The organism is Mycobacterium sp., from assembly GCF_049647605.1.
Taxonomy (GTDB): Bacteria; Actinomycetota; Actinomycetes; order Mycobacteriales; family Mycobacteriaceae; genus Mycobacterium.
Genome location: NZ_JBARXZ010000124.1, coordinates 45,376 through 61,273 on the forward strand (window position 1 = coordinate 45,376; position 15,898 = coordinate 61,273).

The 15,898-nt window shown below is 66.3% G+C and carries 12 protein-coding genes, 1 tRNA gene and 1 pseudogene; 10 read left to right on the top strand and 4 right to left on the bottom strand.

Translation table 11 applies throughout. The features are described 5' to 3' along the window. Nucleotide 1: 1 nt before the first annotated feature. From WBB07_RS16595 to WBB07_RS16605, 3 genes are read right to left on the bottom strand one after another with little or no spacing between them, the layout of a single operon-like run. Complete coding sequence (locus WBB07_RS16595) at nt 2-964, bottom strand: SIS domain-containing protein (protein WP_526309488.1); 963 nt, start codon at nt 962-964, stop codon at nt 2-4. Beyond that, on the bottom strand, nt 961-2,136 hold the full coding sequence (locus tag WBB07_RS16600; RefSeq protein ID WP_526309489.1) for a glucosamine kinase: 1,176 nt from the start codon (nt 2,134-2,136) through the stop codon (nt 961-963). The genes WBB07_RS16595 and WBB07_RS16600 overlap by 4 nt, the downstream gene beginning before the upstream one ends. Further along, the gene (locus tag WBB07_RS16605) at nt 2,129-3,442 is read right to left on the bottom strand and encodes a glycosyltransferase (protein ID WP_526309490.1); all 1,314 of its coding nucleotides are present in this window, start codon (nt 3,440-3,442) and stop codon (nt 2,129-2,131) included. Before WBB07_RS16605 ends, WBB07_RS16600 begins: the two co-directional genes overlap by 8 nt. A 172-nt stretch (nt 3,443-3,614) precedes the next feature. Here WBB07_RS16605 and WBB07_RS16610 point away from each other — a divergent pair. From WBB07_RS16610 to WBB07_RS16640, 7 genes and pseudogenes are all read left to right on the top strand, one after another. Then, nucleotides 3,615-3,740 (top strand): annotated as a pseudogene (locus WBB07_RS16610) (TetR/AcrR family transcriptional regulator); the annotation flags it as partial. A 68-nt stretch (nt 3,741-3,808) separates the two neighbouring features. Next, complete coding sequence (locus WBB07_RS16615) at nt 3,809-4,792, top strand: R2-like ligand-binding oxidase (RefSeq protein ID WP_526309500.1); 984 nt, start codon at nt 3,809-3,811, stop codon at nt 4,790-4,792. 79 nt (nt 4,793-4,871) lie between these two features. Further along, nucleotides 4,872-7,091, top strand: a complete 2,220-nt coding sequence (locus tag WBB07_RS16620; protein ID WP_526309491.1) for a lipocalin family protein — start codon at nt 4,872-4,874, stop codon at nt 7,089-7,091. 60 nt (nt 7,092-7,151) lie between these two features. Further along, nucleotides 7,152-8,978, top strand: a complete 1,827-nt coding sequence (locus WBB07_RS16625) for an amino acid permease (RefSeq protein WP_526309492.1) — start codon at nt 7,152-7,154, stop codon at nt 8,976-8,978. Then, nucleotides 8,975-9,862 (top strand): universal stress protein, encoded by an 888-nt coding sequence (locus WBB07_RS16630; protein WP_526309493.1) that lies wholly within the window; start codon nt 8,975-8,977, stop codon nt 9,860-9,862. Before WBB07_RS16625 ends, WBB07_RS16630 begins: the two co-directional genes overlap by 4 nt. 84 nt (nt 9,863-9,946) lie before the next feature. Further along, a complete protein-coding gene (locus WBB07_RS16635; protein WP_526309494.1) occupies nt 9,947-10,735 on the top strand; it encodes an SDR family NAD(P)-dependent oxidoreductase in 789 nt (262 codons plus the stop codon). A gap of 69 nt (nt 10,736-10,804) precedes the next feature. After that, the gene (locus WBB07_RS16640; RefSeq protein WP_526309501.1) at nt 10,805-12,256 is read left to right on the top strand and encodes an MFS transporter; all 1,452 of its coding nucleotides are present in this window, start codon (nt 10,805-10,807) and stop codon (nt 12,254-12,256) included. Between the two features lie 176 nt (nt 12,257-12,432). Here the strand turns inward: WBB07_RS16640 and WBB07_RS16645 are convergent. Continuing rightward, nucleotides 12,433-12,506, bottom strand: a tRNA-Gly gene (locus WBB07_RS16645). A gap of 188 nt (nt 12,507-12,694) precedes the next feature. On the opposite strand from WBB07_RS16645, the gene WBB07_RS16650 reads away from it, so the two are divergent. The 3 genes from WBB07_RS16650 to WBB07_RS16660 form a co-directional block, all read left to right on the top strand. After that, nucleotides 12,695-13,894, top strand: a complete 1,200-nt coding sequence (locus tag WBB07_RS16650) for a hypothetical protein (RefSeq protein ID WP_526309495.1) — start codon at nt 12,695-12,697, stop codon at nt 13,892-13,894. Between the two features lie 101 nt (nt 13,895-13,995). Beyond that, nucleotides 13,996-14,568 (top strand): dCTP deaminase, encoded by a 573-nt coding sequence (gene dcd, locus WBB07_RS16655; protein WP_526309496.1) that lies wholly within the window; start codon nt 13,996-13,998, stop codon nt 14,566-14,568. Nucleotides 14,569-14,733: 165 nt separating this feature from the next. Further along, on the top strand, nt 14,734-15,898 hold a 1,165-nt coding region (locus tag WBB07_RS16660; RefSeq protein WP_526309497.1), incomplete at its 3' end, for a DUF7159 family protein.

Below are 15,898 nucleotides of genomic sequence, written 5' to 3' on the forward strand. Positions count from 1 at the left end.
CCTACTGCGCCGGCCAGGCCCTGGCGGCGATGAGCTCGGGCACCAGCACCTCGGTGAGCAACCGAACGTCGTCGTCGGAGTCCCCGGGGTAGCACAGCTCGTAGGCCGCGCCCGGGACAGAACCGCCCACCCCGACAACGGTGCTGCCCCGCATCGTCGTCCATTCGGCCAGCTGCGGCTCCCACACCGAACCGGCGAACACCAGCAGCCGGTAGTCGGTGGTCTTGGTGAGGTAGACGTCGACATGGCTCCAGTCGCCGGTCTCACAGCCGACAGCGGGCAATCTCGGGCCCTCGCGCAGCATCAGTGAGCCCTGTTGTGCAGAACTGAATCTGTGTGCGGGAGCGGCCAGGTGGGTTCCCGTGGGGCCCAGGAGCAATTCGGATAATTCTGGCTGCCAATCGGATTCGGTGTCGATCAGATGTTGGCTGGCCGCAGCCGCCTTCCGGACCGTGTCAGCCAGCGTGGCGGTGCTGGTGCCGGTGAGATGACATTCGAGCGCCATCAGCAGTGCCAGGGTGTGTTGATAGCTGCGGCACGCCACACCACCGATCTCCGGCTCGGCATGCAGTTCGACGGTGGACTCGCACGCGTCGGTGATCGCCGATCCTGGGGTGTTGGTCAACGCGACGGTGCGCATCCCGGTCGGGAGCCGGTCGAGTGCGTCGAGTGTCTCCGCCGAGCCTCCGGTGGCCGATGTGGCGATGACCAGGGTGTTCGGCCCCCAGTCGGGTAGCAGCGGCGAGGACGCCAGTTCGGATGTGGCGATTAGACCTCGGGCACGCATTCGAGCGGCTGCGACGCCGCCGGCATAGGCCGAGGACCCCATGCCCAGTAGCGCCACCCGCTGAGTGTCCTCAGGAACCGCTGCTGCCCAGGGGTTTTCGCCGGCAAGTAAGTCGGACAGGTTGCTCAAGACCTCGGGTTTGCGGTGCAGGTCTGCGGCGAACCCCTCGGGTTTCACGGTGCTGTCCTTTCTTCGAGAAGCGCGGGTAGTGCGGCGTCGGGAACATACATCCAGCGCGGCAGATATTGTGCAGCGTAGATGATCTCGCGCAGAATCTGCTGCACCCGAAAGGCCCGCAACGGTGCGGGATCGTACAGCGCCCGGGCGTCCGGGTTCGTGAGGTAGGCAGCCAGGAAAGCTCGACGTGCTGCGGCGTCGGTGTCGGCGAGTGCGTCGGTGTCGAGTTCGGTGTATTTGCGCGCGACGATTCCGGAGTGAGTCAGCGACTGAACCATCCCGGCGACGTCGAGAACGGTGGGGATGGCCAGGATTCGCTGCTGGGGCGACAGCACTGGGTTGCCGTCGAAATCGGTGACCACAAATCTGTCGGCGCTGCGCAGCACTTGTCCGACGTGGAGGTCGCCGTGGCCGTCGATGACGGAGGTTCCCGCGAGCCCACCGAGCTCGTCGAAGAGGGCCGCGATTGTGTGACGGTGTTCGCGGGCGAAGCCGATACTCGCGGATTCGCCTGCGGTGCAAGCGACATCAAGGGTATGTAGGGCATCCTCGCGCCAGCGGCTGCAGTCCTGGGCGGTGGCGGTGGAGGTGGTGGCTGCCAACGCGGTGTGCATACTCGCCACCAGGGTTCCGACGGAGGTGGCGGCCTCGATGAGCTGGGTGTGGTTGCCACTTTGCGTTGCGGCGGTGATCAACTCCGGTGCCCACGTCCAGCCGTCGACCGCGCCCTTCAGGTACTCGTCGACACTGGCCACCAGAATCTCGTCGCCGGCCGGTGATCTCCAGGTGACCAACCCCCACGGTGTGGGCATCCCGGTGAAACCGGCGTCGCGTAGCACACCGATTCGGCTGGGCGCGGGGTCTGGGCCGGTCTCGAGATGCGTGGACCACTTGACCACCGCGGAGTCGCCGACGATCACCGACTCGTTGGTCTGGTCGACGCCGACTGCCCGTTCTCCGGCCGCGATGCGTGCCGCCCAGGAATGAACAGTGAAGCGGCCCAACACTTGTGATCCCTGTGTCAGCAGCTCCAGCAGCGCCTCGGATGCCCCGTCACCGGCGGAGGCTCGGATGTTGTGCACCTGCGGTAGCGCCGACCACCTGCCGCCGTCGTTGACGATGGCCAGCCGCTTTCGGCCCGGCAGGTCGAGCGCGTCGAGAAGCTCAGACAACCGGACCCCGGTGTGCCAGCCCGACCTGTTCGATCACGTCGGCGCCGGTCCGCAACCCGTTGCGCGCACGGACGGCAGCGCCGATTTCGGCGAGCTTTGTGCGCAGCTCGCTGTTGGCGAGCAGGCTGTCGACGGCGCCGGTGAGCTCGTCGTCGGTGAATGCGTAGGTGTCGAGCCGGATGCCGAAGCCGAGTTCGTCCATGCGCTGGGCGTTCTCGTACTGGTCCCAGAACAACGGCAGGACGATCAGCGGTTTCCCGAAGTGCAGGGTCTCGGTGACGGTGTTGTTGCCACCATGGGAGATCACCAGGTCGACCTGTGGGATCACCTTGGTCTGCGGCAGCATCTGGGCGCCGGCCATGTTCGCGGCCAACGTGATCCGCTCCGCCTGCGGTCCCATGCTCACGATGTAGCGGTGGTCGGTGGTACCGAGCACGTCGACCAGGCGTTGCATCAGTTCGACATCGGCACCGCCGAGGGAACCGAGGGACAGGTAGATCAGGGCGCTGTCCGCGGGACGATCGGCCACCGTCTCCGGCAGCGGGTAGTCCTCATCGGTTTCTCGGACACTGGAGTCCAGCCGCGTCCAGCTGCTGTCGAGTGGACGCACGTCGGTGTAGTCGGCCTCGGCCGGATAGACGTAGAGGTTCGCCGCATTGCCGCGCGGCATGAACTCCAAGTCCGGCAACGCCGCAGCTCCCTGTTCCTGCACCCAGGCGTTGAACTCGGTCCAGATGGCGCGGTGCGAACTCTCGAACTCGGCGCGATAGCCGTCCCAGTCGGTGCGGTCGGCGCTCGGCAGCCCGGAGAACGGGGGCGGAACCTCGGGTCCGGGGATTTCCAGTGGGCTGCAGGACACTATCCGGACAAACGGCGCTCCTGCCGTGGTGAGCGCCGGGAACAGCACCACATTGTCCTCGACGATGACGTCCGGTTTGTGGGTGGCGATGATCTCGCGGAGCCGTGGCTCGCTGTACATGGCACCGTCGATGAGCGCCTGAAACGTCGGGCGGATGAATGACTCCAGCTGGTCCACCGTCGGCTTCCGGAACTCCGGGGCGGTCTCGGCGATGAAGTCCGTCCAGAACTTTCCGGCGTCCTGCTCACCTGCGTCCGCGTCCGGTTCGGCCAGATCGACGAGTTCCTCGATGAAGTCGAAGGGCGCGAGTTTACCGGCCCAGGAACTCTCCGCCGCGAACACGATCCGGTGGCCGCGCTCGCGCAGAATGGCAGCCAGACCGATGCACTGATTGGTCGGCCCGTAGGCCGATTCGGGCCAGAACATGATGGTGAGCGGTGTCGCCATGCCACGAAGATACCGGCGGAGTGCACGTCGTTCCGGTTTTGTCGGCTTGCTGTGCGCCCACACCGATCGATCGCCGGCAATGCGAAGAGGCGGCACCCTCGACCCTTGACTGTGTGCTGGATCACACTAAAATGACCAGTGGTCATAGCCGACCTGGCCGAGGGGAAGCACCGTGCCGACGGTGACATGGGCCCGTCTCGACGGGAGCCGCCGCAACGCCGTGCTGGCGGTCGCAGAGGCAGAGTTCGCGGCGCACGGATTCTCCGGCGGGAGCCTTCGAATTCCTGATCGATCTGCGCGATACGTGGGTCGCCCACTTCGCCGCCGTGCTGGCTCCTGCCTTCTCGCCGGCGATTCCGTCTTCTCCTGCCCAGCCCACCATCGCAGTACCGACCTCAGGAGGTCACACTCATGTCTAGAACCCGCTCGGACTCCCTGGCTGCTGGAGGTCTGCACTGGGACAGCTTGCCGCTGAAGCTCTTTGCCGGGGGCAATGCGAAATTCTGGAATCCGGCCGACATCGACTTCAGCCGCGACCGCGAGGATTGGGAGTCACTGAGCAGTGTCGAGCGGCACTGGGCCACCCGGTTGTGCGCTCAGTTCATCGCAGGAGAAGAGGCGGTCACACAAGACATCCAGCCCTTCATGGCGGCGATGCGCGCGGAAGGTCGACTCGGCGACGAGATGTATCTGACGCAGTTCGCCTTCGAGGAGGCCAAGCACACTCAGGTGTTCCGGATGTGGCTCGATGCCGTGGGCATGACCGAGGATCTGCAGGGCTATCTCGATGACCTGCCCGCCTACCGGCAGATGTTCTACGACGAGCTGCCCGCCTCGCTCGACGCGCTGGCCACCGACCCGTCCCCGGCCGCGCAGGTACGCGCATCGGCGACCTACAACCACGTCATCGAAGGGATGATGGCGTTGACGGGTTACTATGCCTGGCAACGGATTTGTGTTGGTCGCGGCATTCTTCCGGGGATGCAGGAACTGGTGCGTCGCATCGGGGATGACGAGCGGCGGCACATGGCCTGGGGAACCTTCACCTGCCGGCGTCACGTCGCCGCGGACGACGCCAACTGGACAGTCTTCGAGGGCCGGATGAACGAACTGATCCCGTTGGCACTGAAGAACACCGAAGATGGTTTCGCCCTGTACGACGAGGTGCCGTTCGGCTTGCAGATGGACGAATTCCAGCAGTATGCCGCTGACAAGGGCATGCGGCGCTTCGGCACCATCAGCAGCGCCCGAGAGCGACCGCTGGCCGAGATCGACATCGATTCCTCGCCGCTGCAGCTCGAGGAGAGCTTTGCCGACGAGGACCGGCGCTCTATGGCTCCGTCGCTCTGAGACCACCCGTGAAATGACGTCATGCTGACGGAGGGGCAATTTTGGTCTTCGGCCGACGGTTGCCGGTTACAGTCCGACGGTGAGGTCGCGACGGTGGGCGCTGTGGTTGGGGACGATGGGGGCCGGTGCCTGCATTGCGCTGAGCGCCGGCCACGGCGTCGCCCTGGCCGACACCGATTCCGCCACCGGTGCGACGAGTGGTGCTCAGGACCGTGCGACCTCCCAGCCCGCACGGGAATCGACGAGCGCTACGGCTAAGAAGAGCACGACCGACAAAAGCGCCACGACCAGGAAGGGCACGGCCAGGAAGGGCACGACCCAGCGGGAGACGGACAGCGCGGCAGAGCCGTCGTCGTCCTCTCTGCGCGGTAGCTCGGTGCGCGACGCAGCGCGCGCGTCGTCCAAGTCAGTGATCACGCTGCAGCGGCAGACAGCAAGAGCTGAGCGGGCCGCCGCGAAAGCCGACCGGGAATCCGCTGACGTCGAGCGCGACTCGACGGACACGGCTGAGCCCGCGACCCAGACCCATCCGGTCACCAAGGCCGAGCCCACGATCCAGACCGAGACCGAGGCCGAGCCGAAGCCCGAGATCCAGACCGAGGCAGCGGCTAAGTCCAAGACCGCATCCGAAGCCGACAGACGCGCGCCGGTCCGTACCCGGTCACGCGACGTCCAGCAGGCACCGAGCCCGGCGACCCCTGAATCGGTCAGTCCCACACCGGAACCGACCACGGTCGAGACCACGACGGAGGCCCTGCCGGCGGCGGCCACCGAGGCACACTCACCCGGTCCGGTCACCACCATGGTGTTGAACCTGCTCTCGACGCTCGGATTGTCGCGCCCCGAGGCGGCGGCGCTCCCCGTGGCCTGGACCGGGGCCGTCACGACGGGCAGTGCCGCATCAACCGCCGCCGCCGGCACGGTGACCGGCGTGCAGACCGGCCATTCGTCGCTGACCATTCCGGTGGGCAGCAGCGGTTACACCACCCGGGCCGACTGGTATTTCCCCACCCAGGCCGACGGTTCGGTGGCCGCCACCGGTGTCATCTGGCTTCAACACGGCTTCCTCGCCGACAAGTCGTGGTACTCCGCGCTGGCCAAGTCGTTGGCGCAGCAGACCAACAGCATTGTCGTCGCCCCCAATGTGCCGTCCTTCGGGCTCTTCTGCTCGGGCTGTTCACTCAATGACGCCGCCATCCAGCAGGGCGCGGCCAGCATGTTCCTCGGCGACCAGGAGGGGCTGAACGCCAGCGCCATCGCCGCCGGCTACCAGGGCACCTTGCCGGAGAACTTCATCCTCGCCGGGCATTCCGCCGGTGGTGGCTTCGCCGCCGCCGTCGCCGGTTACTACGCCTCCGACCCCACCAACGAGCGGCGCCTGCGCGGCGTGGTGATGTTCGACGGAGTTGCCCGCACCGGGGTTCTGGAAAGAGCCCTGCAAAGCCTCGCCGACCCCTACATCCCGATCTATCAGATCGCCGCGCCGCCGCAGGCATGGAACGCCTTCGGCGCCACCACCGCGGCGTTGGTGGCAGCGCGCCCCGGTGACTTCGTAGGTGTCACCCTGGCCGGCGGCTCGCACGTCGACTCGCTGCTGGGCGCCAACCCGATCATCGACTTCTTCGCCCAGCTGATCACCAGGTTCTCCCCGCCCGGCAACACCGCGGCCGTCTACACCTTGGCGAACGGCTGGATCAACGACCTGTACCAGGGGCTGGGCCCGGTCGACGGCACCGGCATCTACGGCGCCCCCGACCAGTACATCGTGCTCGGGAACGCCGCCGCCGTGGTGCTCGCGCCAGCGCCGTCGGTGGATCTCGACCAATACCTGGGCACCTGGTACGAGGTGGGCAGCGTCAAGCAGTTCTTCTCGCTCGGTCTGGTGAACACCACGGCCGACTACAGCCTCAACCCGGACGGGTCCGTCAGAGTCGTCAACTCCGGCAACTACTTCGTCAACAACGGACCCCTGTCCCGCATCGTTGGCGTCGCGCTGCCGGTCAACGCCCTGAACAACAAGCTGAACGTGCAGTTCTTCTTCCCCGCCTCGGCCAGACCTCCGGGCAATTACTGGATCGTCGACCTGGACCCCGATTACCAGTGGGCCATCGTCAGCGATCCCACCGGGCTGAGCGGGTTCCTGCTCAGCCGGACCCCGGTGGTCTCCGACGAGCTCTACCGCGAGCTCCTGAATCGGGCTTCGGTCAAGGGCGTCAAGGGATGGATCACCAGGACCCGGCAGCCGGCAGCGACGTCCGAAATGTCCAGCGTTCTCACAGCTGACCGGTTGGTGATCTAGCTCACAACGGGGTACTCGTCGCCCGTTGGCCGTAAACCGGCCTCGAGAGGTCAGGCCACCATGAGTGCAGCACCCTCCCTCAAACGGGCACTGAGCCAGCGTCAGCTCACCATGATCGCCATCGGTGGGGTCATCGGTGCGGGCCTGTTCGTCGGATCCGGGGTGGTGATCTCCGGAACGGGCCCAGGATCCTTCCTCACCTACGGCATGGCCGGCGTGCTGATCATCATGGTGATGCGGATGCTCGCTGAGATGGCGGTGGCGAACCCGTCCACCGGGTCGTTTGCGGACTACTCGCGCAAAGCGTTGGGAAATTGGGCAGGTTTCTCCGTTGGCTGGCTGTACTGGTACTTCTGGGTCATCGTGGTGGGCTTCGAGGCCATCGCGGGCGCCAAGATCGTGCAGTACTGGATCGACGTACCGCTCTGGCTGTCCGCGTTGGTCTTCATGGTTCTGATGACGGCCACCAACCTCTTCTCGGTGGCCTCCTACGGTGAGTTCGAATTCTGGTTCGCCGGTATCAAAGTGGCCGCCATCATCGCGTTCATCGGGTTGGGTACCGCCTTCGTCTTCGGCCTGTGGCCCGACAAGTCGGCCGACTTCTCGAATCTCACGGCCAACGGCGGATTCATGCCGTTGGGCTTCGGCGTGATCACCGTCGGCATCGTCACCGTCATCTTCTCGATGGTCGGCGCGGAGATAGCGACCATCGCGGCGGCCGAATCCGCGGACCCGGAACGGGCGGTGGCCAAAGCCGCCAACTCGGTGATCGTGCGCATCCTGATCTTCTACGTCGGCGCGGTGCTGCTGCTGGTGACCATCCTGCCCTGGAACGACGAGGGGGTGGCCGCGTCACCGTTCGTCGCCGCCTTCACCGAGATGGGTATCCCGTATGCCGACCACGTGATGAATGCCGTGGTGTTGACCGCGGTGCTGAGCTGCCTGAACTCGGGGATGTACACCGCCTCACGGATGCTTTTCGTGTTGGCGGCCCGCCGCGAAGCGCCACCGGCACTGGTCCAGGTGACAAAACGGGGCGTGCCGGCCAAGGCGATTCTCGCGTCATCGGTGATCGGCTTTCTCTGCGTGATCGCCGCAGCGGTGTCACCCGACACCATCTTTGCGTTCCTGCTGAACTCGAGCGGCGCGATCATCCTCTTCGTTTACCTGCTGATCGCGATCTCCCAGATCATCCTGCGTTACCGCACACCGGATTCCGAACTCCGCGTGAAGATGTGGCTGTTCCCGGTGCTGTCGATCCTCACCGCAGCGGGCATCCTGGCCATCCTGGTGCAGATGTTCATCGACTCGGAGTTGCGGTCCCAACTGGTGCTGAGCCTGCTGTCGTGGGCGGTGGTGATCGTGCTGTTCGTTGTCAACAGACAGTTCGTGAAACGGCGCCCGGCCCAGGTGGACGACGTGTTGCCCGGCGGTCCTGGGCACCGGGTGCTGGTACTGGCGAATCAGACGGTCGACTCCGAGGAGTTGCTCGAGGAGTTGGCGCGCATCGGGGCCGACCGGGAAGCGAAGTATTTGGTGGTGGTGCCCGCCAACGCCGTCGACACCGGTGCGGCGGCGACGCACGGACCGCGTGATGTGTCGGAGGCCACGCAGGAAGCGGCGACCGCGCGCCTCGAGGCCACCTTGTTGGCCTTACACAGCCAAAACCTGGATGCGGAAGGTCAATTGGGCGACTACCGGCCATTGCGAGCCCTGGAACAGGCGGTCGACGAGTTCGGGCCGGACCAGATCGTCATCTCGACCCTGCCGCCGGAATCTTCCATTTGGCAGCGTTTCGATGTGGTCGACCGTGCCCGCGCTCAGTTCAAACTCCCGGTGACCCACATTGTTGCCACATCGGTTGAAGTGAACCGGGTTCGGTGGTGACCATCATCGCCGGTTTCAGCGCGAGTCGCCAGGGGATGGCGCCACTGAATCTGGCGGCGCAGTTGGCCCGGTGCACTGGGGCGCGAATCGTCGCGGCGGTGATAGTCGAACAGCCGTGGCCGCCGAAGACGGATCCGGTCGAAGGCGAATACCTGAACTACATTGCGGTACAGGCCAAGCAGTCGCTGGAACGGATGGTTCGCCGACTTCCAGATGATCTGGACGTCTGGCAGCTCGTGCACCATGCCCCATCCATCCCGGAGGGCCTGACCGAAATCGCGGCGGAAACCGGCGCGGACGTCGTGGTGGTGGGGTCGTCGTCGTCGGGACTGCTCGGCCGCGTCGCGCTGGGCAGCGTCACCGACCGCCTCGTCCACACCGCCGCTGTGCCGGTGGCGATCGCGCCCCGGGGGTACTCGGAGAATCTGAGCCAGATCGACCGACTGACCGTGGCCTACGGCGGGCAGTCGGATGCCGTGGGTCTGGTGGCGTCGACGGCCGATCTGGCGCGGAGGTGGTCGTCACGGCTGCGTATCGCGTCCTTCACCGTGCGGCCGATGACCCGGTTCCGTGGTGCCCTCGAACCGGACGCGGAGGATCTGGTGGTGGAGGCCTGGTCCCGGCGAACCGAGGCGGAAATCGCGGCGCAGATACAGCAGATACGTTCGGGCACCGACACTCTCCATGCTGATGTGGTGATCGGAGCGGGACCGAGCTGGCTGGATGCGGTCGATTCGATCTCCTGGGAACCCGGCGACATCCTGGTGCTGGGTTCCGGCGCGGCCGGACCGGTGGCCCAGGTTTTCCTGGGCTCTGCGGCGGCACGAATCCTGCGGCATGCGCCGGTCCCGACGATGATCGTCCCACGCCGGAAGCCTGCGTGAGCAGAGCCATTGCCCCACCGCCCAAGGCAGGGCTAGCGTCCAACCGAACAGGCGGATCGGTCGGTGCAACGGAAGTGGTGGCACATGGATCTACACCTCACCGGAAAAACGGCGGTCGTCACTGGAGCCAGCAAGGGAATCGGTCTGGCGATCTCCAAGGCACTGGCCGACGCCGGGGCACACGTCATCGCTGGTGCTCGCACCTGCAGCGTTGAACTGGGCGAACTCGAAAGCGCAGGCAGGGCGACTTTCGTGGCCGTCGACCTGGCGGTAGCGGATCAACCGGCGCAGCTGATCTCGGCGGCCGCGGAGCGCGGTGGGTTGGACATCCTGGTCAACAACGTGGGTGCGGCGGTGGTGCGCCCGGGTGGTTTCACCACCGTGACCGACGACGACTGGAACGCCACCTGGAACCTAGGTGTGATGGCCGCCGTGCGGACCACGCGCGCAGCCATCCCCGAACTCCTCAAACGTGACAACGGCGCCATTGTTGTGGTCGGTTCGGTGAATGCTTTCCTGCCCGACCCGGCGCTGCCCGACTACTGCGCCACCAAAGCGGCGTTGGCCAACCTGACCAAGGGTTTGTCGAAAGAACTGGGCCCCAGAGGTATCCGGGTGAACTCGGTTAGTCCGGGGCCGGTCCGTACCCAGCTGTGGTTCGGCGACGGCGGCGTCGCGAGCACCTTCTCCGATGCCAGCGGCCAGACACCTGAGGACATCGCACAATCGGTGGTGGAGAACACCCCGTTGGGGCGGTTCAGCACCGCCGCCGAAGTGGCCGATCTGGTGGTGTTCCTGGCCAGTGATCGCGCCGCGAACATCACCGGGTCCGATATGACCATCGACGGCGGGATGATCACCACTCTCCGGTAGGGCGCTGTTGACTTCATCGAAAGCCGAGCAGGGTGGAGGTAGCTGGTGGCGCACGCAACCGGCGTGAGGATGGGCACCGCGGCCGGCCGATGGGTGCTGCTCGCGACGGTCCTCGGTTCGGGCATCGTCATGGTGGACGGCACGGTGGTCAACGTTGCGCTGCCGCACATCGGCGAGGATCTCGGAGCCGGATTCAGCGGTCTGCAGTGGATCATCAACGCCTACACGCTGACGCTCGCGTCGCTGATCCTGCTCGGCGGCTCACTCGGCGATCACTTCGGGCGGCGCCGGGTGTTCCTGATCGGGGTCGTCTGGTTTGCACTGGCTTCGGTGGCCTGTGGGGTGGCACCGAACACCGAGGTGCTGATTGCCGCGAGAGCGCTGCAAGGGGTCGGCGGGGCACTGTTGACCCCCGGCAGTCTGGCGCTGATCTCCGCTACATTCCACAGTGCCGACCGGGGCGCTGCCATCGGCGCCTGGTCGGGGCTCGGCGGAATTGCTGCCGCGATCGGACCGTTCATCGGTGGAGTGCTCGTCGAATGGAACTGGCGGGCGGTGTTCCTCGTCAATCTGCCGCTTGCCGCCGTCGTGGTCGCGGTGGCCGCCCGTCATGTCCCGGAGAGTCGCGACCCCACCTCGCCGAAAGGGCTTGACCTACCCGGGGCCGCGCTGACCGTGGTGGGTCTGGGGGCACTGACCCAGGGGCTCACCGCCCTGGGGGAACGCGGTGCAACCCCGGGTGCCTTGGTGTCCAGCGTGGTCGGCGTGCTTGCGCTGGCCGTCTTCGTCATCGTGGAGCGCCGCTCCAAGCATCCGCTGGTATCGCCGAAGATGTTCGCCGACAAAACATTCCGGATCGCCAACGCCATGACGCTGCTGATCTACGGAGCGCTGGGAGCAGCGTTTCTGCTGCTCGTGCTGCAGCTACAGACCGTGGCCGGATTCAGCCCGGTCGCCGCCGGCACGGCCCTGCTACCGTTCACCGCGGTGATGCTGGCGTTCTCGCCACGGGCGGGCGAGCTCGCAAGCCGGATCGGGCCGCGGATACCGATGACGATCGGCCCGCTGATCGCGGCGGCTGGGTTGCTGCTGATGACGAGGATCGGTCCCGATGCGTCGTGGGTGTTCGACGTCGCGCCCGCGGCAGGCGTCTTCGGTGCCGGCATGGTGCTCGTGGTGGCGCCGCTGACCGCGACGGTGCTGGACTCCGCGCCGCGGAACATGGCCGGATCAGCCTCCGGGGTCAACAATGCCCTGGCCCGAGCCGGGGGACTGCTGGCCGTGGCGGTGCTACCGGGCATCGCCGGGATCAGCGGGGCGGACTACGCCGATCCGACGGCCTTCGCCGGAGGGTTCCGGACCGCCATGGCGATCTCCGCCGGCCTCATGGTCGTCGCGGCGGCGATGGCGCTTGTCGGGATCCGACGCCCGCTCGATCATCATGACGATCGGCTGACCGTCGAGAACTGCCCGAACTGCGCGATCACCGGGCTACCCGCCCATCCGCACACCGAGAACTGATGACGGTGAACGCACGACGTCCAAGGCGATCCGCCACCTCGCCGGCATCAGCGGCGACCACCACCGACATCAGCACTGCCGGTGCCGCCCCGGTGGCGGCGCAATGCCCAGGTGCTGGTGAAGAACCACGGAGTGGATTCGACGATCGCCATCGTTCGGGTTCGAGCTGGTCAACGTGGAGCCGATGACGGGAATCGAACCCGCGTATTCAGCTTGGGAAGCTGATGTTCTGCCATTGAACTACATCGGCGGTGTGGCATGTGAGGGTAGCACCTCGGTTATCGCGGGTTGGGTTGAGGCGGGAGCGCGGCGGTGTAAAAGGGTCGGCAAAGGTAGCCCCCAATTCCCCGTCGAAGTTAGCTAGACTTCGCCTGGTCTGCGTCCCGGCGAATGTAATGGAGTTCAGAAGGCATGGCGTACAACGGATTTCATCGGTCAATGAAAGCCGGCGTTGCGCTGGCGGGCGCTGGGGCCATTGCCTTCGCGTCAGTCCCCATGGTGTCCGCTGCGGAAGAGGTCATCGCCGCGCCCCGCGTGGTGACCACCGAAGTGCAACCCGTTGTCTTCAGCAGCCTGCAGATTCTGGTGGAAGGAGCGGTGGCCGCCGTCCAGGAGAGCATCCACGCCTGGGAGAACGACACCCCCGCCCTGATCAACCAGCTCGCCGCGCAGTGGGCTGACCACAACCTGCTGCCGCTGAACCACGCAATCTTCGCCACCGCTCTGCTGGCGCCATTGGCGCCGCTCGCGGTCGGCCCGTTCACCGACGCCATCATCGAGGTGGTGGCGCGCGCGCTGCCCGGCAACACCGCCCAGATCAAGGCGGAACTGACCGCGGGCGTGGACTACGCATTCGCGCGCCTGATCGGCCCGCTGGTCAGCGCTATCGGCGCCACCGGCGCAACCCACGCGAAGGTCTTCGAGGCCGGCGGCCGGGGCGACTCGGTGGCGCACGCGCTGGCGCTCCTGATGACACCCGTCGACGTCATCAACGGTTTTCTCTTTGGCGGCTACGGAGACATCAGCCCACTGATCACCGGCGAGGTCGGCGGCCCGCGCATCCCCGCACCCGGGTTGCTGACTCCGTGGGGTCAGTGGCCCGTGGACCGCAGTGTCCTCGACGACGGCGCCGGCACCAACTCGTCGCTTCTTGCGGCCCACAACGCCGATGCGACGGCCACCGAGCCCACTCGGTCCACGCGCGAGGACGCCCTCGCGGTGAAACTGGCGGCGGCAGCCGAGACTGCGACGGCCACCGAGTCGGCCACGAACGAGACGGCCGCTGAGGCAACAACGGCCACCGAGACAGCTACTGAGGCGGCCCCGGGCGAGATCACCGCAACGGCCACCGAGACCGCCACCGAGGCCGCTCAGAAGTCGGCCTGGTCGTGGCAGCGTGGGCCGCTCTCGGCAGCCCCAGGCGCTACAGATCCAGCCGCAACAGGCCTGGGTGCAACAGAACCAGGCGCGACCGTCAGCCTGGACGTCAAGGATGTTCGTGGCAGCGTGAAGGCTTCCACCGGGACGTCCAGCGCGTCTGACACGGCGGACAAGACCGACGGCGCTCCGACGGCGAAGAAGTCCGAGCGGGCCTCGAAGTCGGAGAAGCGTGCCTCGAGCGACAAGGGCGCCGAGTAAGCAGATCTTGACCAAAGCGGGCGGTGAGGGCGCACTGCGCTCACCGCCCGCTTGGGTATGTAGCCAAGGACGCGGGCGCGCCAGCCGATACGCTCCTTTGCGTGCTGCTCTCTGATCGCGATATCCGTGCCGAAATCGCTGCAGGCCGATTGGGGATCGATCCGTTCGACGACTCGATGGTGCAGCCGTCCAGTGTCGACGTCCGGCTCGACAACCTGTTCCGGGTTTTCAACAACCTGCGCTACACCCACATCGACCCCGCTCAGCGCCAGGACGACCTGACGAGCCTGGTCGAGCCAGGTGAGGGCGAGCCTTTTGTGCTGCATCCGGGTGAGTTCGTGCTGGGCTCGACACTCGAACTGTGCACGTTGCCCGACGATCTTGCCGGCCGCCTCGAAGGGAAGTCGTCACTGGGTCGGCTGGGCCTGCTGACACATTCGACCGCCGGTTTCATCGACCCCGGGTTCAGTGGCCACATCACCCTGGAACTCTCCAATGTCGCCAACCTGCCGATCACGCTGTGGCCGGGCATGAAGATCGGCCAGCTGTGTCTGCTGCGGCTGACCAGCCCGGCCGAACACCCCTATGGCAGCGCCAAGGTGGGCTCGAAGTACCAGGGGCAGCGGGGCCCCACGCCGTCTCGGTCGTACCTGAATTTCGACAAGCGGGACTGAGCTCGACGCGTAGTCTGGAACAGCGGGGCGACGGGGCGCCCAGCTAATCGCAGATGGTGTAACACCGGCGGACGCGCACACGATGAAACTTCTAGCTGGCAGCAGGAGTGACGTGTGAACGCGGGGCTGGGTGTACGCGTCGCAGCAAATAGTCTTGGAGGGTAAGTGGACATCGTACTCGGTGTGTCGATGACGCCGACGACAGTCCGCATGGTGCTGGTCGAAGGGGAAAAAGCCGACGGCGCGACTGTCGATCACGATGTGTTCGACATCCCCGCCGACGATCCGTCGGCAACGGCACCAGGGCAAGTTGTCGCGGCGATTCTCGGCACCAGGGAAAGTGCCCTGGAGAGCGGTCACCGCCTTGTCGGCACCGGTGTCGCCTGGCGTGACCACGGGGAAGCCGCTGCGCTGCGTGACGCCCTGGCCGCTCGCAAGATCGATGACGTCCTGCTCGTCTCGGAACTGCATGCCGCGGGCGCCCTTGCGCAGGCGGTGGGCCGCGCCGTCGGGTACGAGCGCACCGCGCTGATGTTTCTCGAGCGCAACACCGCCACTCTTGCGGTGGTGGAGACCGCCGATGGCTCGATCGTCAAGGTTCAGAGCCACGACCTGCACACCGCCGACGCCGTGGCCGAACTGGCTTCGATGGTCGCCGGACTGGAAAAACTCGAATCCCCGCCGCAAGGCGTCTTTGTCGTCGGCTCCGGGGTGAGCGTCGGCGCCATCAAACTGCAACTCGAATCGGCGACGTCGCTGCCGGTCAACGCGCCCGAGGAACCCGAAGTGGCGCTGGCCCGGGGTGCTGCGCTGGCCAGCGCCAACGCCCCGCTGTTCGAGGCCTCTACCGTTGGCCTGGCCTATTCCAACGACGGTGTGGACGGCACCACCGCGGGCGCGGCTCTTGCAGGTGTCGCCGCCGCCGACGTCACCCAGGCGGCCGGCATCAACTACACCGGAGCGCCGGCGCCGCTGGCTTACAGCGAGGCCGAGGACTCGCAGGCATTCCCCGCATTCGAGGCCGATGACAAGCCGGAACCGTCCGAACAGCAGCCGGGCCGTAAACCGTTCCTGCTCGTGGGCAGTGCGCTGACCTCGATCTTTGTCCTCGGTGTCACCGCATTGGTGATCTCGCTGGCGGTCAGCATCAGGCCGACGGTCGACCAGCGCCCCAGCCCTGCCGAGGGCGTCATTGTTCCCACCCAGGTTCCGGAGGCGCTCCCGGATGCGTTGGTTCCGGCACCCGCCCCGCCCCCGGAGACGATCAAAGCGCCGGTACCGGTGGTGCAGGAAGCCCCGCAACCGCAGGCGCCGCGAACCGTCTTCGTCG

Bases quoted from the DNA above. Each gene is read 5' to 3' on its own strand.
- WBB07_RS16605 (WP_526309490.1), bottom strand. From the start codon at position 3,442: ATGGCGACACCGCTCACCATCATGTTCTGGCCCGAATCGGCCTACGGG.
- WBB07_RS16640 (WP_526309501.1), top strand. From the start codon at position 10,805: ATGGGCACCGCGGCCGGCCGATGGGTGCTGCTCGCGACGGTCCTCGGT.
- WBB07_RS16635 (WP_526309494.1), top strand. From the start codon at position 9,947: ATGGATCTACACCTCACCGGAAAAACGGCGGTCGTCACTGGAGCCAGC.
- WBB07_RS16625 (WP_526309492.1), top strand. From the start codon at position 7,152: ATGAGTGCAGCACCCTCCCTCAAACGGGCACTGAGCCAGCGTCAGCTC.
- WBB07_RS16650 (WP_526309495.1), top strand. From the start codon at position 12,695: ATGAAAGCCGGCGTTGCGCTGGCGGGCGCTGGGGCCATTGCCTTCGCG.